At 65.6% G+C, this 23,850-nt stretch carries 22 protein-coding genes and 1 pseudogene; 13 read left to right on the top strand and 10 right to left on the bottom strand.

The genetic code is table 11. The annotated features are described in order from the left end of the window. The first annotated feature begins 419 nt into the window (after window positions 1-419). From AC5YDV_RS06590 to AC5YDV_RS06560, 7 genes are all read left to right on the top strand, one after another. Window positions 420-971 carry a hypothetical protein gene (locus AC5YDV_RS06590; RefSeq protein ID WP_496192441.1) on the top strand — a complete coding sequence of 184 codons (552 nt, stop codon included), beginning with the start codon at window positions 420-422 and terminating at the stop codon, window positions 969-971. A gap of 23 nt (window positions 972-994) precedes the next feature. Further along, complete coding sequence (locus AC5YDV_RS06585) at window positions 995-1,348, top strand: hypothetical protein (RefSeq protein WP_496192440.1); 354 nt, start codon at window positions 995-997, stop codon at window positions 1,346-1,348. Between the two features lie 842 nt (window positions 1,349-2,190). Then, the gene (locus AC5YDV_RS06580) at window positions 2,191-2,859 is read left to right on the top strand and encodes a DsbA family protein (RefSeq protein WP_188334702.1); all 669 of its coding nucleotides are present in this window, start codon (window positions 2,191-2,193) and stop codon (window positions 2,857-2,859) included. After that, complete coding sequence (locus tag AC5YDV_RS06575; protein ID WP_188334701.1) at window positions 2,856-4,082, top strand: aminotransferase class V-fold PLP-dependent enzyme; 1,227 nt, start codon at window positions 2,856-2,858, stop codon at window positions 4,080-4,082. Before AC5YDV_RS06580 ends, AC5YDV_RS06575 begins: the two co-directional genes overlap by 4 nt. Continuing rightward, window positions 4,082-5,167 carry a DsbA family protein gene (locus AC5YDV_RS06570; protein WP_188334700.1) on the top strand — a complete coding sequence of 362 codons (1,086 nt, stop codon included), beginning with the start codon at window positions 4,082-4,084 and terminating at the stop codon, window positions 5,165-5,167. Before AC5YDV_RS06575 ends, AC5YDV_RS06570 begins: the two co-directional genes overlap by 1 nt. Before the next feature lie 58 nt (window positions 5,168-5,225). Then, the gene (locus tag AC5YDV_RS06565) at window positions 5,226-5,618 is read left to right on the top strand and encodes an ArsR/SmtB family transcription factor (RefSeq protein WP_188334699.1); all 393 of its coding nucleotides are present in this window, start codon (window positions 5,226-5,228) and stop codon (window positions 5,616-5,618) included. After that, on the top strand, window positions 5,615-6,529 hold the full coding sequence (locus AC5YDV_RS06560; protein WP_188334698.1) for a cation diffusion facilitator family transporter: 915 nt from the start codon (window positions 5,615-5,617) through the stop codon (window positions 6,527-6,529). Before AC5YDV_RS06565 ends, AC5YDV_RS06560 begins: the two co-directional genes overlap by 4 nt. A 105-nt stretch (window positions 6,530-6,634) precedes the next feature. On the opposite strand, the gene AC5YDV_RS06555 is transcribed toward AC5YDV_RS06560, so the two are convergent. Both AC5YDV_RS06555 and cmtR read right to left on the bottom strand, forming a co-directional pair. Beyond that, window positions 6,635-8,617, bottom strand: coding sequence for a heavy metal translocating P-type ATPase (locus AC5YDV_RS06555; protein ID WP_188334697.1), 1,983 nt, complete (start codon window positions 8,615-8,617; stop codon window positions 6,635-6,637). After that, complete coding sequence (gene cmtR / locus AC5YDV_RS06550; RefSeq protein ID WP_208091062.1) at window positions 8,614-8,985, bottom strand: Cd(II)/Pb(II)-sensing metalloregulatory transcriptional regulator CmtR; 372 nt, start codon at window positions 8,983-8,985, stop codon at window positions 8,614-8,616. The genes AC5YDV_RS06555 and cmtR overlap by 4 nt, the downstream gene beginning before the upstream one ends. Window positions 8,986-9,189: 204 nt before the next feature. On the opposite strand from cmtR, the gene AC5YDV_RS06545 reads away from it, so the two are divergent. The 4 genes and pseudogenes from AC5YDV_RS06545 to AC5YDV_RS06530 all read left to right on the top strand — a co-directional run bounded on the left by AC5YDV_RS06545 (window position 9,190) and on the right by AC5YDV_RS06530 (window position 11,909). Beyond that, window positions 9,190-9,816 (top strand): GNAT family N-acetyltransferase, encoded by a 627-nt coding sequence (locus tag AC5YDV_RS06545; protein ID WP_496192439.1) that lies wholly within the window; start codon window positions 9,190-9,192, stop codon window positions 9,814-9,816. Window positions 9,817-9,854: 38 nt separating this feature from the next. Continuing rightward, a pseudogene (locus tag AC5YDV_RS06540) lies at window positions 9,855-10,226 on the top strand (transposase); the annotation flags it as partial. Between the two features lie 41 nt (window positions 10,227-10,267). Next, window positions 10,268-10,747 carry a GNAT family N-acetyltransferase gene (locus AC5YDV_RS06535; protein WP_496192438.1) on the top strand — a complete coding sequence of 160 codons (480 nt, stop codon included), beginning with the start codon at window positions 10,268-10,270 and terminating at the stop codon, window positions 10,745-10,747. 898 nt (window positions 10,748-11,645) lie between these two features. Beyond that, window positions 11,646-11,909, top strand: a complete 264-nt coding sequence (locus tag AC5YDV_RS06530) for a hypothetical protein (RefSeq protein WP_496192437.1) — start codon at window positions 11,646-11,648, stop codon at window positions 11,907-11,909. 433 nt (window positions 11,910-12,342) lie between these two features. Here AC5YDV_RS06530 and AC5YDV_RS06525 read toward each other — a convergent pair whose 3' ends face one another. The 7 genes from AC5YDV_RS06525 to AC5YDV_RS06495 form a co-directional block, all read right to left on the bottom strand. Beyond that, window positions 12,343-12,948 carry a hypothetical protein gene (locus AC5YDV_RS06525; protein WP_496192436.1) on the bottom strand — a complete coding sequence of 202 codons (606 nt, stop codon included), beginning with the start codon at window positions 12,946-12,948 and terminating at the stop codon, window positions 12,343-12,345. Between the two features lie 58 nt (window positions 12,949-13,006). After that, on the bottom strand, window positions 13,007-13,144 hold the full coding sequence (locus AC5YDV_RS06520; protein WP_496192435.1) for a hypothetical protein: 138 nt from the start codon (window positions 13,142-13,144) through the stop codon (window positions 13,007-13,009). Between the two features lie 140 nt (window positions 13,145-13,284). Beyond that, a complete protein-coding gene (locus AC5YDV_RS06515; RefSeq protein ID WP_496192434.1) occupies window positions 13,285-14,352 on the bottom strand; it encodes a HigA family addiction module antitoxin in 1,068 nt (355 codons plus the stop codon). Between the two features lie 16 nt (window positions 14,353-14,368). Then, entirely contained in the window at window positions 14,369-14,662 is a 294-nt protein-coding gene (locus AC5YDV_RS06510; RefSeq protein WP_496192433.1) for a hypothetical protein, read from the bottom strand. Window positions 14,663-14,813: 151 nt separating this feature from the next. Continuing rightward, window positions 14,814-17,840 carry a type I restriction endonuclease subunit R gene (locus AC5YDV_RS06505; protein WP_496192432.1) on the bottom strand — a complete coding sequence of 1,009 codons (3,027 nt, stop codon included), beginning with the start codon at window positions 17,838-17,840 and terminating at the stop codon, window positions 14,814-14,816. Then, window positions 17,837-18,991: a restriction endonuclease subunit S gene (locus AC5YDV_RS06500; RefSeq protein ID WP_496192431.1), complete on the bottom strand. Its 1,155-nt coding sequence runs from the start codon at window positions 18,989-18,991 to the stop codon at window positions 17,837-17,839. Before AC5YDV_RS06500 ends, AC5YDV_RS06505 begins: the two co-directional genes overlap by 4 nt. 43 nt (window positions 18,992-19,034) lie before the next feature. Next, window positions 19,035-20,555, bottom strand: coding sequence for a type I restriction-modification system subunit M (locus AC5YDV_RS06495; protein WP_496192430.1), 1,521 nt, complete (start codon window positions 20,553-20,555; stop codon window positions 19,035-19,037). Window positions 20,556-20,761: 206 nt separating this feature from the next. Here AC5YDV_RS06495 and AC5YDV_RS06490 point away from each other — a divergent pair, with 206 nt between their 5' ends. Then, window positions 20,762-21,340: a recombinase family protein gene (locus tag AC5YDV_RS06490; RefSeq protein WP_496192429.1), complete on the top strand. Its 579-nt coding sequence runs from the start codon at window positions 20,762-20,764 to the stop codon at window positions 21,338-21,340. Between the two features lie 20 nt (window positions 21,341-21,360). On the opposite strand, the gene AC5YDV_RS06485 is transcribed toward AC5YDV_RS06490, so the two are convergent. Then, the gene (locus AC5YDV_RS06485) at window positions 21,361-22,605 is read right to left on the bottom strand and encodes an MFS transporter (protein WP_496192428.1); all 1,245 of its coding nucleotides are present in this window, start codon (window positions 22,603-22,605) and stop codon (window positions 21,361-21,363) included. A 374-nt stretch (window positions 22,606-22,979) separates the two neighbouring features. Here AC5YDV_RS06485 and AC5YDV_RS06480 point away from each other — a divergent pair, with 374 nt between their 5' ends. Next, window positions 22,980-23,843 carry a tyrosine-type recombinase/integrase gene (locus AC5YDV_RS06480; RefSeq protein WP_496192427.1) on the top strand — a complete coding sequence of 288 codons (864 nt, stop codon included), beginning with the start codon at window positions 22,980-22,982 and terminating at the stop codon, window positions 23,841-23,843. Window positions 23,844-23,850: the final 7 nt, after the last annotated feature.

Below are 23,850 nucleotides of genomic sequence, written 5' to 3'. Positions count from 1 at the left end.
CGACGGGACCGGGTGCAGGAACTCCCGCTCCACGACCAGCGCCTCGTCAGGGCGGCTGCGGGTGACTTGGAGTTGACCGCGGAAGTGTTCGGGATGTCCGCAGTCGAGTTGATCCCGAGTGCCGCTCAAAGTGAAGCCCCGCACCAGTTGCCTGGTGCGGGGCAGTTGCGCGCTTGGAGGGACTCGAACCCCCAACCTTCTGATCCGTGGTCAGCGTCGATTTATCGACGTTGGTGGATCGTGTTCCTGGAGTGGTTCATCGGCGGGCTCGAGGACGCGCCCCTGGCCTCGGTGGTGGGCATCGACACGGTCGCACGCGACTCGGATACGCCCCAGCTCTCCGCGGCCCCTGAACGGTCGCGACCTGCCACGGTCAGCCGGCTGTGGACAACCATCGACAACGACCCTCCGGAGGGATGATGGCCATCACCTGGTATCCCGAAACCCCCACGGGCCGGACTTGGGCCGAACTCAGCGTCGACGATCCCGGCCATGGAGCCATCCGCCTCCACCGCCTCGACGACCGCTACGACACCGACCACACCTACAGCGAGCACGGAACCTTCACCGGACGCCGCCTGGTCGAGCTGGTCGACACGGTCACGAACCTCGCCCTGGGCACCGACACCCGACCCTGGGCGCGGATCACTGCTTCACGCGGCGAGCCCGTCACCATCGAAGCTAACGACGCCCCCGACCTACTCCCCGTGCTGCAACGTGCCCTCGTGTTGGCCACCGCCGGGCAAGACCGCTACGACCACACGTTCGTCGAACCCGCCGGCTCCTCCCTGGAGCCGTTGTGCGTGTACTGCAACACCGGATCTGACTACAGCCACAACATCACCATCTCGGCCTGGTGTTCTGAGTACGGGCACACCCCCTACGCGAGCGTGCCCGGCACCACCTGGGACACCGCCCACGAACGCCACCAGCGCACCCTCCCTCGAACCGACGCCATCTCGAACAGGTGAGCGATTCTTTGTAGCATTGAGGCATGTCGTCGCGAATCCCCTCCGAGTTCGGAACCCTGGCCGAACGCCTCGCCCGGACCAACAACACCGCGACGCCCTCCCCCGCGAAACACGTCCAGGCCCGCGACGATGCCGGCGTCTGGCAACCGGCCCTGCTGTTCGGCGGGCACAAGTACCCCGACGGCTGGTGGGGACGTATCGCCATGCTCATCAACGACGAACCAACCGTGGTCGACCTCACCGCCCGACGACTCCGGCCTATCAACCGCACCTGCTGCAACCAGGCTCGAGGGGGCGAGCAACCCCACGTCCACGGGCACAACCACGGGCCCGCACTAGCAGGCCCATCGAATGCCCTCCTTTGCCGATGTGCGTGACATCGCTGTCATGCCCAGAGTCGTACGTCTGCGGTGTCGGTTGTGTCCGGGTTACCCGATACCCAGAATCCACCGCGTTTCCACGAACGCAGGTCGGGGAAGGCCCTGCTGGTGGGTGAATCCCAGGCGTCGAGTACGGCGACAAGGCTGTCGGGAACGGGGTTCGTCCGGTTGACACAATCCGACTGCTTCGCCACTAGGATACTGCCATCTTCTTGAGGGGTTGTGATGGGTCACGACTGGCGACGTAGCGCTGCGGGCGGTGTCCTGCTCGTGGTGCTGGGGTTCGTGGGTCTGTGGCGCATCGGCCCGTCGTTGGGTTGGGGCGGGGGTGGGTGCATCGCGCCGATCCCCGGGTTGGCCCCTTTGGGGATCCATTTCGACCTGCTCGTCGAGTCCGTTGCGTGTCCGGAACGTTTCTTGTTGCCTGGGGCGGAGTTCGGGCCGGTGGTCCAATTCTTGGTGGTGCTGTCCACATCGGCCCTGGCCGTGGCCTTGTTCAACCTGGGGCTGTCACTTGGCTTGGGGTTGTGGATCCGGGGTACCTTCGGTGACCTTCGCCGCTGGGTGCGGACGCGGCTGGCCACCTACCTTCCGACGCTTGGGCTGTCCCCGACGCCTCGCCTCGTCACAGTGCCGTACGAGGTCATGCTCGTGCGTGCGGGGTGTCACCGGCTGGCGCCACCCCGTGGCCCACCTGCCTGCGTTCGGTAGGTCGCTTCGACGGCGTACGCCGTCCCTTCTTCAGGTGCAGGCAGATTCCCCGGCGGGGTCGTCGGCACGAGCGCGTCCGCATGGTCGGGCGTCCAGCGCATCCCAAGACTTCTTCAGGAGAACCTTTCATGAATATCGCCCAGCCCCCGCGCCGACGCACCAGCGTCGCCGTCGCCGTCGCCTTCGTCCTCGCCTTGCTCCTATCGGCCTGTGGTCAGGCCGCGCCCGCCGCGGGCCCGAACGGTGAACCGATCCTGCCCGGTGCTCGGGCCAACTCCCACGTGCTCGACCGTGTCGGCCCGCAGGCGCCGACCTTGGTGGAGTTCGTCGACCTCGAGTGCGAGTCGTGTGGAGCGATGTATCCGGTCGTGGAGGAGTTGCGCCAGCACTACGCGGGCAAGATCAACTTCGTCGTCCGCTACTTCCCGCTCGGCGGGCATTTCAACTCGATGAATGCCGCGTTGGCAGTCGAGGCGGCCGCTCAGCAGGGACGGATGGAGGACATGATCGGCAAGCTGTTCGAGAACCAGACGAAGTGGGGCGAGAAGAAGGTGTCGGAGGCCGCCCTGTTCCGCAGCTACGCCCAGGAACTGGGCCTCGACCTGAACGCCTACGACTCCGCGATTGCCTCGCCGGCCACCAAGGCCCGCATCGAGGAGGACTCCAACGACGGCAAGAAGATGGGGGTGACCGGGACGCCCACGTTCTTCCTCAACGGCAAGAAGCTCGAACTCAGGCGGCTCACTGACCTCACCGACCCGATCGACAAGGCCATCGCCTCCGGGACGACGCGATGAGGCGGGGCCTCTTCGCCCGACCCAGCCCCACCACCCCCGCTGAGACGGGCGCCCGATTCGGGTTCGAGTACCTGCCGGCGGACCAGTCGTACTTCGACTCGGCCTGCCAGACCCTCCGCCCGCAGCCCGTGGTCGACGCGATGAACGACTATTACCTGACGTACAACGCGTGCGGGGAGCGCGTGCAGTACGCCTGGGGCCGGAAGGTGGACGACAAGGTCGCCGATGCGCGGGCGGCCGTCCTGGCCGCGCTGGGCCTGTCGCCGAAGCGCTACGCGGCCTCCTTCACCCTCAACACCACCTACGGGCTGAACCTGCTGCTGAACCAACTCCCCTCCGGGCGCTACCGCAGGGTGGTGACCACCCACACCGAGCACAACTCGGTGTTCCTCAGCACCATGGCGTTCGCCCAGCGGACAGGGGTCGAGCGCGTCCTGCTCAACCGGGGAACCGACGGTGCACTTCAGTACCGTGATGACGACCTCACCGATGCCTTGGTCGTCGTCTCGGCGATGAACAACGTCGATGGAACGGCCACCCCCGGGTTGTCCGAGCTCATCACCGGCACCCAAGCCCGGGGTGGCACGGTCATCCTGGACGCGGCGCAAGCCATGGCACACGGGCTGGCCCACCTGCGCGGGCTCCAGCCCGATGCGATCTGCTTCTCGGGTCACAAGGTCTACGGCGCGTCACTGGGCGTCGTGGCGGCCACCTCCGAACTCCTGGAGAGCCTGGAGCTGTCGTTCCTGGGCGGAGGCCAAGTGTCGGCGGTGACGGCGGACGCGTACACCCTTCACACCGAACCGCACACTCGCCTGGAGGGCGGCCTGCAACCGTGGGGGGAGATCATCGCGCTCGGGGCGGCCCTGGCTTGGGTGGACGGGTACCGCAAGGCGTCGGGGCAGGATCTCGCGACGCGCGAGCGGCGCCTGGCCGAGGAGCTCCACGATGGCCTGGTCGCACTGCCGAACCTGCGCCTGCTCAGTCAGCGGGGGTCATCCTTGGTGACGTTCGTCCCCGAGCGGGTGGACGCCCACCGCTTGGCGACCTTCCTGTCGCGTGCGGGGGTCATGGTGCGCAGCGGCTACTTCTGTGCCCACCACTGGCTCGTGGAGCAACGGCAGCTTCCGCCCTTGGTTCGGTTCAGCCTCGGGGCGCACAACACCAGCGACGATGTCGCACGGGCCGTCGACACGATGACCCCTCTCATGAAGGGCCTGTGATGCTCTGCATAGCTGCGTTCTTCGTCCTGCTGGTGCTCTCGGCCGTCTCGGCCAAGCACCGCAAGATGCTGGGCCGAGCCTGGGGCTGCTTCTCCCGGAAGGTGACTTTCCGCCCGTGCGACACCACCTTCCGTGAGGACGTCGAGAACTCGCTGCTCGCCCCGCTGGCGCTGCGGAGTCCCCGGCTCGTCAAGCCGGCGTCCGTCGCGATCGAGGTGTCGGCCTGGGTGATGGTCATCTCGATGGTGGTGAGCCTGTACATCGTGGTGGTCAGCGGCCTGAACCTGCTGGCGTATGGCACCTGCAACAAGCAGGACCCCACCGCTTGCTCGTTGTCGTCGGCCCAAGGCTGCGGGATCGGTTCGGAGGAGCGCAACTTCGGCGCACTGCTCCTCAAGGGAGACGTGGTCGGTGCCTTCAGCACGGAGGTCTCCGACCTGGGTGACACGATCATGGCCATCCCGAACCGGTTCCGGACCTGGGAGGCCACCGACTACGTACCGGCTCAGGCCAGCTACCTCGGTGGCGAGCGGGAGGGCCTTCCGGTGGCGGTGGAGGTCATCGACCCCGGCTGCCGCTTCTGCGCCCAACTGTTCCGCAACGTGAAGGAGTCGGGCTTCGCCGAGGCCAACAACGTGACCTACATCGTCTATCCGATCGGACGCGACCTCGCCCCGCGCTTCAGGAACTCCCCCCTGGTCGCGGAGTACCTCACCGCCATCCGAATGACCGAGGCAGGAGACGCCGCTCGCGCGAACGACCCCACCGACTGGATGATCCTGGAGCGCATCTTCACCGGCCAGCAGACCGACGGGACGTCCTGGCAGGTGTGGTTCAACGAGCAGGCCACCCGCGACGAGGCTCGCGATCAGCTCCACCGCTGGCTCACCGAGGCCGGCTACAGCCCCAGCCAAGTGGAACAGGTGGGCGCGCTGGCCTCGTCCGAGCTGGTCGACGCGGCGATCACTGAGGGGATGCGCGTCGTCGAGGAAGACATCCGGACGATGACGATCCCCTCGCTGGTGAGTGGGGGCAAGCTGCACCGCGGCGTCGTCGAGGTGGCCGATCTGGAACCGGGGCGCTGAAGGGACACCTTTCGTGATTCAATACATCTGAACATCTGATCAGATGAAGGAGTCTTTGATGGAGCAGGTTGTGGGGCTCGATGGGTGTGCCGTCGCGTGCGTCCACCCCGATCGGGTGCGGATGGTGCGGGAGGCGGCCCCCCGCGAGGAGGCCCTGGTCCGGGTGACGGGCCTGTTCAAGTTGCTGGGTGATCCGACGCGGTCCCGGTTGCTGTACGCCCTGCTGGAGGCGGGCGAGTTGTGCGTGTGTGACCTCGCTGCGGCCACCGACACCGCGGAGGCCACGGTGTCGCAGGCGTTGCGGCTGTTGCGCACCGCGGGTGTGGTGGCCGGACGCCGGGAGGGCCGCAACGTCTTCTACCGCCTGTCGGACGCGCACGTCCGTCTGCTGCTCGACGTGACGCGTGAGCATGCCCTGCACGAGACAGACGGGGCGGAGGTGCTCGGATGAGCGGGGGGCACTCGCACGGGCAGGGGGCCGCAGTCTCGGCGTCCAGCCGGCACCGGTGGCGGCTGGCGGTCACGTTCGGCCTGACCGCGATGTTCTTCGTGGTGGAGTTGGTCGCCGGTGTGGTCAGCGGGTCCCTCGCGCTGATCAGTGATGCGGGGCACATGGCGGCCGACGTGGTCACCCTCGGCGCCGCGCTGCTTGCCACACGCTTGGCCGCGATGGCGGACACCACGGGGCGGCGCACCTACGGCCGCTACCGGGCCGAGGTGTTCGCATCCGGACTCGCCGTGCTGATGATGCTGGGCGTGGCGGTGTACATCGTGGTGGAGGGGGTTCGCCGGTTCGGCCAGCCGGTCGAGCCGACCTCCGGAGTCATGCTCGTGGTCGGCGTGGTCGGGCTGGCGATCAACGCCGTCGGCATCATCCTGTTGCGCGGGGGTGCTGGGGAGAGCCTGAACGTGAAGGGCGCCTACCTGGAGGTGATGGCCGACGCCATCGGGTCGGTCGGTGTGATCGTCGCCGGCCTGCTCGTGTTGTGGACCGGCCAGTCTTTCTGGGACACGGTCGTGGCCCTGGCCATCGCCGTCTTCGTGGCCGTTCGGGCCCTGATGCTGGGCCGTGAGGTCCTCGCCGTCCTGGGGCAGCATGCACCCGCCGGTGTGGAGCCTCAGGAAATCCTCACCGCGCTGGCGGAGGTGGAGGGGGTCGCCGACGTGCACGACCTTCACGTGTGGCAGCTGACCTCCGGTATGGACGTGGCCACGGCTCACCTGGTCGCTGCTGATGGACAGTCCGAACAGGCGGTGCTCACCGCTGCCAGCGTGGTCCTGCGCGAGCAGTTCGAGATCGAGCACGCGACCCTGCAGGTCGAGTCCGCCTCGGGCGGGTCCTGTCAAGGCGCTGATTGGTGAAGCCACCCGCGCGCCGGTGCACGGGGGCAGGCACTCGCCCTGCTGGGCACCTATGTGGCCAGGGTCCAGCAGGGCGATTGATTTCAGTTCGTGCCGGGCGCGCCGTCAGGCGGTGGCCACAGCCAAGTCGTCGGCTGCGCGCGCGGAGCCGCCCGGACCGATCGGGGTGAGCTCGGTGCGCTTGGTTTGGGCGGCCCGAAGGCCGTTGGCGATCACGACCACCTCGGCCACCTCGTGGACCAGCACCACGGCGGCCAGTCCCAGCACACCGGTGATCGCCAGGGGCAGCAGGACGATGATGATCGCCAGCGACAGCACGATGTTCTGGTTGATGATCCGTCCACCGCGGCGGGCGTGGGCCAACGCCTGGGGGATGAGCCGCAGGTCGTGGCCAGTGAAGGCCACGTCGGCGGACTCGATGGCGGCGTCCGACCCGGTCGCCCCCATCGCAATGCCGACCGTCGCCCCGGCCAGGGCCGGTGCATCGTTGATGCCGTCGCCGATCATCGCCGTGGGCACCCGCTCGTCGAGTTCCGCGACGATGCCGGCCTTGTCCTCCGGGCGTAGTTCGGCCCGCACGTCGGCGATGCCCGCGTCGCGGCCCAGCGCAGCCGCTGTCCGGGCGTTGTCGCCGGTGAGCATGCTCACCCCGACACCCTGGTCGGCGAGGGTGGCCACGACCTCGGGCACCTCGGGGCGCAACTCGTCGCGCACACCGATCACCCCGACCGTCTCGCCGTCGACGGTGACCAGGACGCAGGTCCGTCCCTCGCCCTCGAGTTGTTCGACGCGGTCGGCGAGTTGGCCGGCGTCGATCCAACGCGGACTGCCGACCGTGACGCGGCGGCCCTCGACCGTCCCGAGGACACCGTGCCCCGCCGTCTCCTCCACGTGCACGCTGGCGGGAGCATCGGATGCTGCGGCGACGATCGCCAATGCCAGCGGATGGGTGGACTGCCGCTCCAGCGCCGCCGCGTGGGACAGCACGTCGGACTCGCTCCAGCCCTCGGTCGTCACCACTGCGGTGACAACGGGTTGATTCGGGGTGAGTGTGCCGGTCTTGTCCATGGCCGCGTGCCGGATCGAGCCGAGCCGTTCGAAGGCGGCGCCGCTCTTGATGATGACGCCGAACTTGCTCGCCGCGCCGATCGCCGACACCACCGTGACCGGCACCGAGATCGCCAGCGCGCATGGGCTGGCGGCTACCAGCACCACCAGGGCGCGGGTGATCCACAGTTCGGGGTCCCCGAACAGCGAGCCCACCACCGCCACCAGGAGCGCCAGCACGAGGACGCCGGGCACGAGCGGACGCGCGATCCGATCCGCCAACCGTGCACGGTCGCCCTTCTCCGCCTGAGCCTGCTCGACGAGTTCGACGATCGTGGTCAACGAGTTGTCGGTGCCGGCGGCGGTGGCCTCGACCTCCAACACGCCAGAGGTGTTGATCGAACCCGCCGACACAGGATCACCGGCCTCGACCTCCACCGGGATCGACTCCCCGGTGATCGCCGACGTGTCCAGGCTGGAGCGTCCCGACCGCACCACACCGTCGGTCGCGACCCTCTCGCCGGGCCGGACCAGCATCAGTTGCCCGATGGTGAGTTCCCTCGCCGGGATGGTGACCGTCCGCCCGCCCCGCGCCACGGTCGCCGTTTCGGGAACGAGTTTCAGCAGGGCGCGCAGGCCACTGCGGGCTCTGTCCATCGCCTTGTCCTCGAGCATCTCGGCCAAGGAGTACAGGAAGGCCAGGGCCGCCGCCTCCTCGACGTAGCCCAGGATGACCGCACCCACGGCGCTGATCGTCATCAGCAGCCCGATCCCCAACTTCCGCTTGCGGACCAGGTTCCGCAGCGCCCCCGGGACGAACGTGGACGCCCCGGCGAGCAGGCCCAACCAGAACAACACCAAGGCCACGATCCTCGCCGCCGGCGTCCCGGCGAGCCACTCCACCAACAACCCGGCGGCCAGGAACACCCCGGACAGGATCGGCAGGACGACGGCCCGATCACGCCACCAAGGCTGCTCAACCTCCTCCTGCGCACCGACCTCAGCCCGGGCGGGTGCGTCGCCGCAGCATGCGTCACTCATGCGCGCGCCTCCTTGTCATCTCGGTGGGACGGGCAATCCGCCACCCCGCAGGCAGGGTCGATGCAGGGGGCGTCCTCGTCCACCGCCAAGGTCACGTTGACCAGTGCGACCAACGCCGCCGCGAGGTGCGGGTCGGTGATCTCGTAGCGCGTCTGGCGCCCCTCCGGCTCGGCCACGACGATCCCACACCCCCGCAGGCACGCCAGGTGGTTGGAGACATTCGTCCGGGTGAGCTCCAGGTCACGTGCCAACTGGGCCGGATAGCCCGGACCCTCCAGCAACGACAACAAGATGCGCGAACGCGTCGGATCGGCCATCGCCCGCCCCAACCGGTTCATCACATCCACGCGAGAAGCAATAGTCAGCACACGCTGACTATACAGTCATTAGTGACCAGACCTGCCCCCACGACTCTGAGCCAGCACCGTGAACCCCACGCCTATGTGGCATATCGACCATGAGCCTCGTTTACCGGATTTGCCGCGACCGGCGCGTTCGCTCCTGCCGATGTGCCCTGTTGGCCGGGGGCAGCCTCTCGACGTGATTCGTGGTGACGGGTACCGTCCGGGAGCATGGCGAACCAAGAGCCGGGCCCGACCTCGGTGCAGCCGCTGTCGCCGGCCACCTGGCCTCTCTTCGACGCGCTGGTGGAGCGGCACAACGGCATCTTCAGTGGATGCTGGTGCGTCTGGTTTCACCCCGATTGCGACGAGAAGGGGAAGTCCTACCAGGGCAATCGAGACTTGAAGAAGCGGCTCGTGGAGGAGGGTGTCGCGCATGCGGCGCTGGTCGTGCGCGAAGGCGAGGACGGTGAGGAAGCCATCGCCTGGGCGGAGTTTGGGACCCCGGAGGAGTTGCCGAACATCCACCACAAGAAGCAGTACCTCACCGACCTCAACGCCGCCAACGAGGAGGAGCCCGACTACCGGATCACCTGCATCTTCGTGGACAAGCGCTTCCGGGGGCACGGGCTGCTCACGGTTGCTCTGGAAGGTGCACTCGAGATGATCGCCCACGCCGGCGGCGGCGTGGTTGAGGGATACCCTCACATCCCTCGCACCGACAAGCCGACCTCTTCTTCGTTCTTCTACAACGGCACTCGTTCGGTGTACGAGCGTGCCGGGTTCGAGTTCATCCGTGCCAAGGGCCAACGCAACACGGTCATGCGGCGCGTGGTCGCTCCCGCCGGCCGGACGTGAGCTGGCTGGTGATGGATGCCGCCTACATATGGGACATGGTGCTCGACGACATCTGGGTACCGCGTCTCGGCACCGGCCGCCCTCGCACGACGCCTGACGTTCTGCTCGGCGACAAGGCGTACTCCTCTCGCGGCAACCGGGCGATGCTGCGCCGGCGGGGGATCAGGACCGTGATCCCCGAACCCGCCGATCAGCGAGCCAACCGCAAACGGCGTGGCACAGCCGGTGGTCGACCACCGAAGTTCGACCCCGCGACCTACAAACGTCGCAACGTCGTGGAGCGGTCCTTCAACCTGCTCAAACAGTGGCGCGGATTGGCCACCCGCTATGACAAGCACGCCGTCGTCTACCGTGCCGGCGCCGTCCTGGCCGCGATCGTCACCTGGCTACGGGCGGGGCCGTTCCGGTAACCGTTTGGAAGCAGTCTCGGCATTTCTCTACAGTCCTGCATGTGCCAAACACCCTGATGCTCGCAGAGCCGCCGACGCGGACCGATCACGTCATCCCTGGAGGAGTAGTCCTTCGCGCACTCGAAGAGCCGGACCTTCGAGCCGTTGGTAAGGCGTACTGGCGCACCTACCTCCACTCACCCGACGAGATGACTCTCAACGACGCCACCGACGATGTCCTTGCATCGTGGCGAGGTGAGTACGGTCCGTGGCTCGCAGACGGATCCTTTGGCGCCTGGCGAGACGACGAGCTCGTAGGAGCGATCCTCACCGTGACGGACGCTCCCTGGGACGACGTGCCGAGAGGCCCATTCATCATCGACTTGTTCGTCGTGCCCCACGCGCGACGGAGCGGGATCGGGCGAGCCCTCGTCCAGGCCGTACAAGCCGCCTTGCAGACAAGCATCGGACTACGCGTCGACGACACCGCAACCGAGGCGCGAGCACTGTATGTCTCTCTCGGATTCCGCGCTCTCGATTAGGAGACGCGTCCTAGTCGGGTCCTGCCCAGAGCGCACCAACTTGGCGATCCCCTCATCGTCCTTAGGGAACCACAACGGCGCACCGCTCCAGCCTTCGACAAGGGTCTGCACTACCAGACGGGTCTTCCCCGACATTGAGGGACCCTCGACGAGCACGGGTGTCTGGTTGGCGAGCAGACCACGGACTACTGGCAGGAGGTCACGCGGCGCGAACTCGGTGATGTCACGATCCGACACGTGCACACACAACGAGTCCAAACGCCTCCCCAAGATCGTCTCGTCTGCGCCAGCCAGCGCAGCGACACGCTTATCAGCGGAACGGCCGAAAGCCATTCCTTCACCGGCGGAGCCGCCGATAGGGCGGCGCCAGCCACGCCGCCCACGACGGCCCCGACGATGGGGACTATGCCGCCAGCTCCAGTCAAACTGGGAGTTGCCGCGCCGATCGCGGCACCACCGACAGGTAGAACTAGCCACCATGGGGACTTACCCGGATCAGACACCTTCACGGATTGCTTCACCACAGAGAGCCCCTCCCGCTGCTTCGCAAAGACACCTCCACATCGACTGCCAGCATGGCATGAAATGGCCACGCCAGAGGCAGACCCATACTCCGTGGTCCCGCCGACCCCGGTTCAGAGGTAGCAGGTGGGTCGGAGACCGACCTGAACAGTTGAGTGATGTCACGAGCATCCGCATGTGCGCGAGATCACGATCACGAAGTTCACCCCAACACAACACAACTGCCGCAGCACGCCGCATCGGCCCTAGAGCAACAGCCGAGGGCACTGCTCATCGAGCCCGGACAACACTCGGACAACACCTTCCCCTGTGGATAAAGGCCAGCCCACCGTCGGCAGGACTTAGCGTCGACTCCATGACACCCCAGACATGGCACATGACCCAGCTCGGAGACCCCACCACCCTCGTGGAAGTCGGCCGGCTTGCACTCCTCCGGGTCTTCCTCGAGACCACCGACACCCTCCTCATCCGCTGCTATTTGGCGGACCCTCCCGCCAGCGAGTACGACTGGTTCGACTTCGAGGTCCGAACCACGGGCGAGCGCCTGATCCTGCAACCCCGAGAGCCCGCCTCCGGCTCTCCCCTGCCTGGCTTGGAGGCGAACCCCGAGCGGCTGGATGGAGCACCACGGGCGCACTAGGGCAGGAGAAGCGAAGCTAGTCACTCCCGCTAGATGTGCCGACGCGTGGCGCTACTCCCTCGTTCGGAGCGACGCCAGAGTTCACGTCACACAACCAGCAGTGTGCCTCCTCGCGCGCGAACGCCCGGCAGGAACCGCAATCGCAGCACGAGTTATGGTGAGCCCGCCACCAGGCCATGCACGCTTCGCATTCGCACGACCAAGATGCGCGGTACTGGCGGTAGTTCGACAGGAGGTTGCGGAGCCAGAACGGCAGGAATGCGTACATGGGGCCTCCTCAGGCCACTGGAGCTGACCCCCGATGGGGTCAGGCTAGGTACGCGTTCATGGGGCCAAGGATAGCCGGGCTTGCTGCTCGGGTTCTCATCCAGCGAACACGGCGAGGGCTTTGTCAAGGCCTAGGGGGTCTCGACAAAGCCCTCGCCGATCGTTACTAGCCGGCCTCCCGGGCGCGCTTCAACAGTCGAAGCACCTCCCGTGGGGATTCTCCCGAGCGGAGGCGCTTGTAGATCTGCCAACCCATGACATCCACTGGCATGTCATCGGGTGCCAAGCCAGCATCCCTGTAGGTTGCGGCCAGTTTCGCCTGTCCACGGCGGAGGTAGACGAGCCACGCGTCACGCTCGACGTCCGTGAAGCCCAAGAGCTTCCAGGACTGGTCTTCCCAGGCGGGAGCCACGTCGTCCGTCCGCATACCCAGACCCACCGAATGATCCTTCGAACTGAATGATGTCGGGAGCTTCGGGTCGGGGCGTTCGCGGGAGTTCGCTCCCTTGACTGGGGTGGGTGTGGAATACCCTTGACGTTCCCACTGGGAAACCGATTCAACACGTGGCGCCTCGTACTCGAACCCCAAGTGCGCCAAGAGGCGGCGCCTTACCGGTTCTTCGATGGACCTCCTTGTGGGAGAGTCCGCATACTCGCCGATCTCTCGCAACGCTTCCATGACGACCTCCACATCCACGCGGAGATCCTTGGCGATGGCCCGCGGAGCGTAGGTAGTGCGGGGAGAATCCGGCAGCTTCTTCTTCCAGGTCATGCAACACTCCTGTCAGCAAGGTTGGAAGGGGCCGGGGATAGACCCCGGCCCCTCTCAGCTAGCGGCCCTTCTTGGAGGGCTTCTGCGACAGGGCGGAGCCTGCTGCCGTCTTCGCCGCCTTGGACGACTTGGGGTTCGACAGCACCTTGCTAGCTGCCTTGGCAGCCTTGGTGCTCGTGACCTTGGACTTGGCCATCTTCTTTCACCTCCTCCCGTGCCTAGTTGCATCCGGGCACGGGAGGTGATTTGCTGCAGGAACGCAACCCGCACGATTCACCTCGTGCCCCGAACGCTTGGCCTGCCAGGGCCGAGCGTTCGTTTGGTTCTTGTGGGGTATCAGTCGAGTGGCAGGTTCATGTCCCTCTTCAAACTGTTTCCGGCGCCGTGTGTCCAGTGCTTGTCGTGCTGGAGCCTCCCGACCACAACACCTGGTGCCACTGACGCGCGCTTCGCAAAGTCGGTCACTTGGTCGAGGCTTCGCAGGCGGGGGAGTTCGTCCGCCATGGATGCAGGAATGAGCAGATCTGCGGCGAAGGTGTTGGCCTCAGTTTCGCGTGGGGATGTCAGCCCGTCGTAGTCAATGAAATCGTCATTCTTGTGCCTCAGGACATGGCCGAGCTCGTGGAAGAAGCTGAACCAGAAGTGGTCATCCTTCTTGCGACGCAGCGACAACTGGACGACGGGGTGCTTGTTGATCCATCGGGTCGCTCCGTACAGTCGAGTGCCCGGGACATCATCAATGATGACCAGTTTGACTCCACACTCCGCGAGCATCACCTTTGCGCTGTCGACGGCCGCGGTGAGATCCGCAGCGACCGTGAGACCCCTCAAAGTGGGCAGTGACTCTGCAAGGCGAATCGGGTCGTACTCGCCCGCATCCCGGCGTTGGGCCGCCAGCTCCCCAAGCCTGAGCCACGTCGCCAGTGAGTTGGGGTCCTGTGCGTTTGCCCCAGACTGGCGGTAGGCGGCAATCCTCGTGCCATAAACCTCGTGGTAGGCCTCAGCGCTGGCCACTTGGAAGAACCCCAAGACCTCCTCGTAAGCCACCATGATGTTCTGCTTGACGAGGCGGACGGGCGTCAGAATCCCACGCTTCCGCATCTCACTGACGGGCATGGTCCTAAGGAAGGCCAGAGCCTCATCCTCGTTGGCCTGACGCACCAGCCGAGCCATGTCTATTCGGTAGTTCGCTTCCATGTTCGACCACAGCCTTGCTGACACTCGGGTCACCTGCTCTAGCTCGAGCGCAAACGTGGGGGATAGCGCCGCAACCCCATTGACTACCTGGTTGACGTGCTTAACCGAGCACCCAAGGCGGCGGGCCAGCTCGGTCTGAGTCATGTCGTTCTCATCGAGCCACTCATCGAGCATCCTGCCCGGCGCGACTGCGTAGTCCTTCTCCATCTTCAGCCACCTCCCCTCAGTGGTAGTCCTCGCGACCCAGCACCTCTACGTGCCGAATCTCATTTGCGTCGCTCCCTTCGACCTTCATGATCAGCCGGTAGTTGGCGGTCAGGTGGGCCGATGCCTGACCAAGCCGGTCGCCGGTCATCAACTCCCAGCGGCCGGGTGCGCCCGTCCCGACCAAGTCCCCAAGGCAATCCGCAGCTTCCAGTTGGGAGATCCGGTTCTGCACAGGCCTGACGAAGTCGGGGCCCCAGACCTTCCTAGTTTCGCGCTCGATCTTGCACACCTTCTCGATCTTGTTGCTCACGTACGTAACTTCAAGCTCCCCCATCATCACCTATTACCAATCTGGTAATAGGCTACACGCCGTGCGGCGAATCTCAAAGCACGTGTACCCATGCGTCCTGCCTTCCACGAACCCGGGGATATCGTCCGCCAGCTAGAGCCCGCGCCACCCATCAGTAGTGCTCCGCGATGTAGTCGTACGCCCGGTCGAACAAGCCCTCCACCTTGTGGAGCTCGTAACGACCCAAGATCTTCCGCAACTCCCGGCGCACCGCCTGGTCCCCCTTCGCCGTCGAAGCCCAGTCATCAAAGCGGACCTGCTTCACGATCGCATCAATCTCCAAGACCACCTTCTCGATGACCTCAGGCGTCTCCGGGGGAGCGAACTCGTGGAAGATCTGCGTCAACGCCCCTTGGTGCTGGTCGGGCAGGACATCCAAGCCCTCCACACCATCGTCGTCGTCAGCCTTCTCGGCGCGGCGCAGGTCAGCAGCGACATCGCAGATCTGGCTCAGCAAGTCGATCGACTGCTGCGCGTTCTGCACCTGCCGGGACCGCAAGGCATCCAGGCGTTCAGCCAGCGACTTCCACACCCCGTGCCCACCGCTCGGCCCGTTCTGACGCTTCTTCAACCGCTCGGCAATCGTCTCGATGATCTTGTCCGCGGTCAGCTCCTTGCCGTCCTCGACCTCGGGCAGCATGTCCTGCTCGTCCAAGCGGCGGATCGTCTCCGCGTCGGCCACCACCAGTGTCTTGCGGACGTCGATCTGCACGTTCGAGATGTGCTGATGCACCAAGGCCAGCGTCTTGGCACCAAGGCGTTCCCACAGCGCACCATCGGCCCCGGCCGGTGGCTGCGCGGCCGCGTACACCTTCGCCAGGAACCGGTAACGACTCGCCATCTCCCGCAGCCTGTGGTGGGGGTAGGCCGTCTCCCAGATGCCCTCCAGGACACCGAACTGGAGGGCGAACGCCAGCTTGGCAGCAGGGTCAGGCAGGCGACCGAGCGCGTCGATCAGGGTCGTCGGGCCGGTCTTCTCGATGTCGATGCCGGCGAACCGCAGCATCGCCAGGTCGAGCTCGGCAGCGAACTTGGCGATCAGGGCCTCGACGTCGTAGTCCTGCAGCTCCTGGTCGGCGTTCGCTGGGGCCATCGCGCGGGCGAACCCAGCCCCCAAACCCACGTAGTCCACGATGAGGCCGTAGCGCTTCTCCTGCTTGGTCTCAGGGTTCTTCCAGTTCCGGTTCGTGCGCGTGATCGTCTGGAACAGCGTGTGTTCCTTCAACGGCTTGTCCAAGTACATGACGCCCTCGATCGGCGCGTTGAAACCCGTGCCGAGCTTGCTGGTCACGACCACGAACTTCAGCGGATCACCGAAGGTGCGGAACCGCTTCAACAGCGCTTCCTCCTCGGCCTCACCCATCGCGTACTGCTGCCAGTCCGGGTCGTCCTCCTTGCCACCCACACTCATCACGACCGCAGCCTCATCCAGCGGGTACCCAGCCGCATGGCGCTCGGCCAGCAGCCGGTTCAGCTCGGCCCGGTAGTCCACGCAGGCCTGCCGGTCGAAGGCGACCACCTGGGCCTTCATGCCCAGCGGGTCGACGGTGGAGTAGAAGTGATCCACGATGTCGGCGCAAACCTTGGCGATGCGCTCAGGGTTGGCGAAGAACGTCGACACCCGGGTGGCGCGGCGGGCCAGCACCTTCTTCTGGTCCTCGTCCAACTGCTCCTCGGCCGCGAGCTCGGTGAACGCCTCATCCAGCTTGGCCTTGTCGATCTGGAACTGCACCAACCGGGGCTGCACATGGATCGGGACCACCACCCCATCAGCGATCGCCTGGTCGGAGGTGTAGGAGTGCAGGGTCCGTTTCTGGTCGTCTGGGTCACCGAAGGTGGCGTAGGTGTTGCGGTCCAGCTTCCCGATCGGGGTGCCGGAGAACCCGAAGAAGAAGGCGTTCGGGAAGGCGTCGCGCAGGGCTTGGCCGAGCCCGCCTTCTTGGGTGCGGTGGGCCTCATCGACCAGCACCACGATGTTGGACCGGTCGTTCATCCCCGGCATCGCGCCGGCGAACTTGTGGACCGTGGAGAACACCAGACCGCGCTGGTCGGTACCGCCGTTGGCGTGGCTGGCCAGAGCCTTCTGCAGGGAGGCTGCTGTGCCGGGGACGAGCAGGCGCGGCAAGCCCGCGGCCTTGAACTGGTCCCACGTCTGGCGGACCAGCTGCACCCGGTCGGCGATCATGATGACCGTCGGGTTCGACAAGGTCGGGTCGGTCAGGATCTTGGCCGCGGCGAACACCATCGCCAGCGTCTTGCCGGTGCCCTGGGTGTGGTAGACCAAGCCCCGGCGCCGGTCACCCTCATGGACGCGGGACGTGATCAACTCGACCGCATCGAACTGCATGTAGCGAGCCATCAGCTTCTTGGTGCCCGACAGGTTGTCCTCGGGGGCCTCGAACACCACGTAGTCGCTCAGCAGGGTCAACACGGTGGCGGGGCTCAGCAGTGATTCTGTGGCCCGCAGGACGTCGTTCAGGTCCGGGGCCGGGAGTGTGGGTCCCCAGCCTTGCCAGGCGTCCACAGGAGCGCCTGTGGACGCTGTGGCGAGCACCTTGCCCTCGGTGGCGAAGCAGAACACGTTCGGGGCGAAGAATGCCGGCCAGCCCGGCTGGTACACCTCGGCCACGTCCTTGACCGCGTTCAACCACGTGACCATCGCATTGGTGGCCGTCTTCGTCTCACCGACCACCAACGGGATGCCGTTGACGTACAACACGATGTCGAACCGAGCCTTGTGACCTGGCGTGCCGTAGGCGACCTCATCAGCGACGACCAGGGTGTTGTTGGCCGGGTTGTCGAAGTCGAGCAACCGCACAGGCGTGTGGCTCGTCTCACCGGCGAACTTCACATGCTCGAGCCCCCGCAGCCACCGGGTGAAGGCCTCGTTGGTGTCCACCAGCCCGTCATCAGCCACGCCCAGGACGACCGCGCGCAGTCGGGATACGACCTCATCGGCGCGCTCCGGGTCGGCGTCGATCATCGGGTTCAACCGGCGCAGCGCTGCAACCAAGTCCGGTTCGATGAAGACCTGCTCGGGCTGCCGGTCCAGCTGCTTGCCAGGGATGTGCTTCCAACCCAGCTCGACCAGCTTGTTGACGATCGGTGCCTGTACCGAGTTCTGCTCGTTGATGCTCACGAGGCAGCCCCCATCAGCTCGTCGTACGACTCAGGAATCTCATGCTCACCCGACAGCAGCGCGGTCATCAGATTGGCACGGAGGGTGCGGAGGCGGTTGATCTGATCCTTGTGCTCTCGGATGACTCTAAGGAGCTGTTTGTCCATCGCCGCCGCGATGTGGGGGTCGCTGGGCCACTGAATCCGCACGTTCATGATGTCCGTCTGCGAGATGTTCTTCATGCTCGCTGATGTTCCCGTGGCGGCCGAGGACAGTTGATCCCGAGCCTGCGGCGAGTTCAGGGCTGCCACTATGGCACCGGAAGGGACGCTCTCCGCAGGCACCAGACGAAGCGTCTTGTCACACAAGAACAGGTTGTATTGGGGCTCCTCGACGAGACATGCTTGACCCACCAAGGCTGCCGTATTCGCTCGTGTGATCAGAGCATCGCCCTCGGCCACCCGATGGTGATGAGCGAAGACACCGACATCATCCACGGTCTTCGACTCGCTGGGGATGAACCCGAGTCGAGTAACAGCACTCACCTTCAGAACGCCGAACTGGTCGTCGCGTGGGGGAACATCGGAGCCCTTGGGGCTCCGACCGCCCTCGATACGGTCCAGCAGGTCGCGCATGCTTCTGGATTGGCCGTTCGAGAAGAGCGCTTGTAGAGCGAATAGGCGTCCAGCATCCACACGGCTCAGAGCGGCAGCAGCAGCGTCAATCACATCATCCACGGCGCCGATCAGGTCAACGATGCGCTCCTGCTCGGGCCGGGGCGGGACGAGTAGCTGGTACTCACGGAAGCGGTCTTCCTTCCAGCGCAGCCGGCTCTTGGTGGTTCCCGTGCACTGACGATTGACTTCCTCCCAAACGTTGGGCTGCTGGAAGTGCAGGTACAAGAACTCCGGAAGCAGCCGCTCCCTGTCCACGTCGAAGACCGGGAACTCGTTGGAAGCAACAGCTTCGATGTCCTCGTCTCGTACGACCGCGAAGGAGCCCTCAGTCGCGAATAGGCGGTTGTAGACGAACTGGCCAGGACGAACACGGAAAAGCTTGGTGGCTTTGATGGCGGAGCCGGGCTTCGGATCACGCTGAAAGGTTCCCTCCGCATACCACTTGACCCCGAGGTTCCTGTAGAGCCGGTCACTCTCGAGCGCGACAGGTTCCACGACCTGGGTGGTTATCTGCCCCAAGGGTCTCCACGCCCACCCGTCACGCACTGAAACCAGCCGCCTTCAGCTTGTCGTCAAGGACTCGCTCAGCAGCCCGCAACTGGTCGCGTGCATCGTGGTACGCGGCCAACGCCGCCTCCACATCCACCTCGGCCGTGGTTTGGGTCTGGATGTAGCGACCGATGTTCAAGTCCCAGCCGTTCGCCTCAATCTCGGCCATATCGACCAGCCGGACGTTCACGCCGTCCTCGCCGTCGGGGTCCTGACCGGTCGCGTACGCCTCGTGGATGGCCTCGATGTCAGCCTCGTCCATCGTGTTCTGGTTCTTGCCGGCCTTGAAGCGCGCCGAGGCGTCGATGAACAGCACCTTGTCTACGCGCTCGGCCGGCTTGTCCTTGCGCCAGATCAGCAGGCAGACCGGGATGGACGTAGAGTAGAACAGGTTGTTCGGCAGGCCGATCACGGCTTCGAGGTAGTCCTTGTCCTCGAGCAGGCAGCGGCGGATCTCGCCTTCCTTGCCGCCCCGGAAGAGCACACCGTGTGGCATGACGACACCGACCCGGCCCGTGCCTTCCTTCATCGAGGCGATCATGTGCTGGATCCAGGCGAAGTCACCGTTCTTGGCTGGCGGCAGCCCGCAGAAGGCCCGCCCGTACCGGTCGTTCGACCAGTCGGCAGCACCCCAGTTCTGCAACGAGAACGGCGGGTTGGCGATCACCACGTCGAAGGTTTGCAGCTTGCCCTTGTCGAGGAACTTCGGCTCGCGGAAGGTGTCCCCGCGGCGGATCGAGAAGTCGCGTAGCCCGTGCAGGTACAGGTTCATCTTCGCGATGGCGCTGGTGGTCAGGTTGACCTCCTGGCCGTGCAGCTTCAACGTGTCCGGGTTGCCCCCGGCCTGCTGGACCGCGTTCACGGTCTCGACCAACATGCCGCCCGAGCCACAGGCCGGGTCGATGATCGTCTCGCTCGGCTTCGGGTCGAGGATCTTCACCAGCAGATGCACCACGTGACGCGGGGTGAAGAACTCGCCAGCCTTCTTGCCGCTGGCCTCGGCAAACTCACGCAGCAAGTACTCATACGCGGCACCGAGCATGTCACCCTCGACGTGGTCGGGGTCAAGCAGGACGCCGTGGAAGGCATCCAACAGTGCGGCGAGCGCGGTCTCAGGGAGCCGGTCCTTGTTGGCCCAGTTCACGTCTCCGAACACACCGGCCAGTTCGGGGTTGGCCTCCTCGATACGGCCGAGCGCCAGCTGCACCTTCGCACCGAGGTTGACCGCGGTGCCGTGCACGTCAGCCCAGTGGCAGCCCTTGGGGATGCGGAACGGCTGGTAGTCGGACTCTTCGATCTCCTCGGTCAAATGGTCGCCCCAGTCAGCGACGGCTTCGGCGTGCCGGTAGTCCCAGTTGTCGCTAATCCACTTGAAGAACAGGATCGGGAACACGTAGGCCTTGAAGTCACCGGGATCGACCGGGCCGCGCAGTGCGTTAGCTGCCGCCCACAGAGTCGATTCGAGCTGACGCTGAGTCAGGTGGCCCTCTCCGTTCACGACTACTGACACGAAGCCCCTCCCATTCATCCCTGCCGTGGAGAACACCCCACCACACGATGCCCACCGTATTGGACTGAAGAGAGCTCAGAGCTACCTCCAAGCCCCGAAGTGCTCGAATCGCAGACGGCTAGACCCTAACGCGACAGTGTCAGTCACGTCGCAATAGGGCCCTTACGCACTCCTTTGGTACAGGAACGACGAAGGGTCTAGACATCATGCGACACGGACAGACAGTTGGGTACGCCAGGGTCTCCACGAACGAGCAGCACCTCGATCGGCAGCTCGAGGCGATCGGTGAGGTCGACCGCCTCTTCACGGACAAGGTCAGCGGTGGGTCTCGAGCCACCCGGACGGGGCTGGCCGAATGCCTGGCCTACATCCGAGAAGGCGATCGACTCCTGGTCTTGTCGATGGACCGCCTGGCACGCTCCCTGATCGACCTGCAGCAGATCGTGGACGAGATCATCGCCAAGGGCGCAGTCGTGCACTTCCTGCGAGAGAACCAGACCTACAGTGCACACGCCGACGATCCCATGAGCCGGCTCTTGCTCCAGCTCTTGGGCGCCTTTGCAGAGTTCGAACGGAACCTTATCCGGGAGCGTCAGGCCGAAGGGATCCGGTTGGCGAAGGAGGCAGGTAGGTACAAGGGGCGTGCCCGCTCGCTGTCTGCCGTGCAGATCGCCGACGCCAAGCAGATGATCGCTGGTGGGGTCCCCAAGGCGAAGGTGGCCTCCCTCCTCGGAGTCAGCCGCTCAACGTTGTACCGGGCAATCGCCCCAGTGAAGGACAGCTAGCCCGTACTGGCTAGAGACCATCACGCTCCTCCTGCCTCGCCGTGCGTCGTCCGCGGCGTCCTGAGTTGGCCAAGGACTGCAAGGAGAACCGCCATGGACAGCGGCACGAGGCCAGCAGCGAGGAACAGGGTGTGGGTGTCGATGTGGCGGCTGAGGAGTCCGGTGAGAGCGATGGACAAGGGCATGAAGGAGATGGAGATGAAGAAGTCGAGGCTGGCAACCCGGCCGAGCATCTCCAGTGGGACATGTTCTTGGAGAACGGTGCCCCAGATGACCATCCCGATCCCGATCAGTGCCCCGTAGACCGCCAGACCGGCGCCGATGGCCCACGGATTGCTGGTGAGCGCGGGGACGGACAGTGGCAGGCAGCCGAGCGCCCAGACGCCAACCATGGCCGGCAGAAAGCGTTCCGGTGTGCGCCAGGATCCCGCGGCCAAGGAACCCACCAGACCGCCCGTGCCCAGGGCCGCGAGCACCGCCCCGTACAAGGCTGGGCCGTTCTCATGCGTCGAGCGCATGAGGGCGGGCAGAAGCACTTCCAGCGGACCCGTCACGGACAGTCCCATAACGGCTGCGAACAGGACGCTGGAGCGGACCCAACGTGTGCGAGCCACGTAGCGGAACCCGTCGAGCAGTTCGGTGATCGGTGAGGCGGCCGAAGCGTCGGCCTCGGTCTCGGCCGGGCGGTGGGCGGGAAGCCGCAACGCGGCGACCAAGGCGAGCCCGAGTGCGCCGGCGATGAGGTATCCGCCCGCAGCGGGCATGCTCGCGGCGATAACGGCTCCAACGGCTGCAGGTGCGAGTGCCTGACCAACCAAGGGGCGGGTGGCGCCTTCAAGTCCGTTCACGGCCATCAGGTCATCGCTGGGCACCAGTACTGGCACCAGCGCCGTGTAGGCCGGGAAGAAGAATGCGGTCGAGACACCGATGGTGAACGCGGACACTGCGAGCACCCAGAAGGTGACCATGCCGAGGACGGCGGCGGTTGCTGTTGCCGCAGCAACGGTGAGGTTCAGGGTAAGCACGCCAACGATGACGGACTTGTTGGGGATGCGGTCGGCGACTACCCCGGCAGGCAAGGAGCCGGCAAGCAGGCCGATACCGCTCCACGCCACGACACCCGACAGGGTGGCAGGCGTGGCACCCAGGTCAAGGGTCTGCATGGCCAGATAGAGAGCCCAAGCACCTTGGGCGAAAATCGTCAGCACCATCGCTGTGAACAGCGAGCGGTACGTGGGGATGGTCAAGGGGCGAAGCGCGTTCATGGCAGGTGTCGTTGGCATTGCGTACTCTCAGCTCGTCATGGAGCCGGGCACCACAAGAAGTGCCGCCCGGCGGATGGTCAGGACGGCAGACGAGAGATCAGAGGTCCCGCCGCCGTCAGCGGGCGGAACGCAGCTTCATCGAGGCGATGCCTGAATACATGCGGCTGAGGTTACACAGCCAGGCTGACCTCGGCGAATCAATCAGCCAGAACAGCTAGCTCGCGCGGTCTAGCAACTCAACGGTCCAAAGGACTGAACTCGGCCACTCGGGTGTCGGCCAGCCGCACTAGACGAAAGTGCCGATCTTCGCCGGACAACAAACGGACAACACTTCAAGTGGCCCTCAAGCCCCACTTCGGTGGCTTGTTAGAGCGATGAGCACCTTTTCAGATCCTCGCGCCAAGCCGGTCCCTCCGGCATGGCGCCACGAGATCGTGTCCTGGTGCGAGTACCTCCTGGCGGCCGACCAGTCGCCGACCACCGTCCGTAGCCGGCGCGATCACCTGCAGCGAGCGAGCCGCGCCCTCAAGGTCGCCCCCTGGGATGTCCAGCCTGACGACCTCATCGCTTGGGCGGCTGTCCAGGAGTGGGCTCGGGAGACCCGCCGGAGCGTCTACGCATCGTTGCGTGGGTTCTACCGCTGGGGCCTGGCCACGGGAAGGACGCAGTCCGACCCGACGCAGCGGCTGCCGCGGACCAAGCCCGCCGATCCTCTCCCTCGGCCGGCACCCCTGAAGGCTGTCGAGATCGGCATCCTGCATGCCGACTCACGGACACGACTGATCCTGCGTCTGGCGATCGAGCTGGGGCTGCGCCGCGCCGAGATCGCACAGATCCACGCCAAGGACCTTTGGGAAGACCTCGAGGGTTGGTCCCTCACCGTCCACGGGAAGGGCAAGAAGGACCGCGACATTCCCCTCCCCGCAGACCTGGCCTTCATCCTTCGAGCGACCTGCATGGGCGAGTGGCTGTTCCCCTCAGAGAAGAGCAGCACCGGCCACCTGTCTCCGGAGTACGTCGGCGTCCTGGCGGGCCGAGTGCTCCCCCACCCGTGGACCCTGCACACCCTGCGCCACGCGTTCGCCACCGGGATCTACATCGAGACCCAAGACCTCCTCGTGGTCCAACAACTCCTCGGCCACAGCTCCGTCGCCACGACCCAGCGCTACGTCCAAGTCCCCCGCCGCGCCCTCCGCGACGCCGTCGTCAAACGCACCCGCCAACGCCCCGCCTCCTGACCGACCT

Source organism: Propioniciclava sp. LT432 (assembly GCF_059515965.1).
The sequence above is the reverse complement of the archived record's forward strand: the minus strand, read 5'-3'. Positions and strand labels throughout refer to the sequence as shown.

Coding starts and splice junctions, on each gene's coding strand:
- AC5YDV_RS06590 (WP_496192441.1), top strand. CDS start 420: ATGGCCATCACCTGGTATCCCGAAACCCCCACGGGCCGGACTTGGGCC.
- AC5YDV_RS06585 (WP_496192440.1), top strand. CDS start 995: ATGTCGTCGCGAATCCCCTCCGAGTTCGGAACCCTGGCCGAACGCCTC.
- AC5YDV_RS06580 (WP_188334702.1), top strand. CDS start 2,191: ATGAATATCGCCCAGCCCCCGCGCCGACGCACCAGCGTCGCCGTCGCC.
- AC5YDV_RS06575 (WP_188334701.1), top strand. CDS start 2,856: ATGAGGCGGGGCCTCTTCGCCCGACCCAGCCCCACCACCCCCGCTGAG.
- AC5YDV_RS06570 (WP_188334700.1), top strand. CDS start 4,082: ATGCTCTGCATAGCTGCGTTCTTCGTCCTGCTGGTGCTCTCGGCCGTC.
- AC5YDV_RS06565 (WP_188334699.1), top strand. CDS start 5,226: ATGGAGCAGGTTGTGGGGCTCGATGGGTGTGCCGTCGCGTGCGTCCAC.
- AC5YDV_RS06560 (WP_188334698.1), top strand. CDS start 5,615: ATGAGCGGGGGGCACTCGCACGGGCAGGGGGCCGCAGTCTCGGCGTCC.
- AC5YDV_RS06555 (WP_188334697.1), bottom strand. CDS start 8,617: ATGAGTGACGCATGCTGCGGCGACGCACCCGCCCGGGCTGAGGTCGGT.
- AC5YDV_RS06545 (WP_496192439.1), top strand. CDS start 9,190: ATGGCGAACCAAGAGCCGGGCCCGACCTCGGTGCAGCCGCTGTCGCCG.
- AC5YDV_RS06530 (WP_496192437.1), top strand. CDS start 11,646: ATGACCCAGCTCGGAGACCCCACCACCCTCGTGGAAGTCGGCCGGCTT.
- AC5YDV_RS06525 (WP_496192436.1), bottom strand. CDS start 12,948: ATGACCTGGAAGAAGAAGCTGCCGGATTCTCCCCGCACTACCTACGCT.
- AC5YDV_RS06520 (WP_496192435.1), bottom strand. CDS start 13,144: ATGGCCAAGTCCAAGGTCACGAGCACCAAGGCTGCCAAGGCAGCTAGC.
- AC5YDV_RS06515 (WP_496192434.1), bottom strand. CDS start 14,352: ATGGAGAAGGACTACGCAGTCGCGCCGGGCAGGATGCTCGATGAGTGG.
- AC5YDV_RS06490 (WP_496192429.1), top strand. CDS start 20,762: ATGCGACACGGACAGACAGTTGGGTACGCCAGGGTCTCCACGAACGAG.
- AC5YDV_RS06485 (WP_496192428.1), bottom strand. CDS start 22,605: ATGAACGCGCTTCGCCCCTTGACCATCCCCACGTACCGCTCGCTGTTC.
- AC5YDV_RS06480 (WP_496192427.1), top strand. CDS start 22,980: ATGAGCACCTTTTCAGATCCTCGCGCCAAGCCGGTCCCTCCGGCATGG.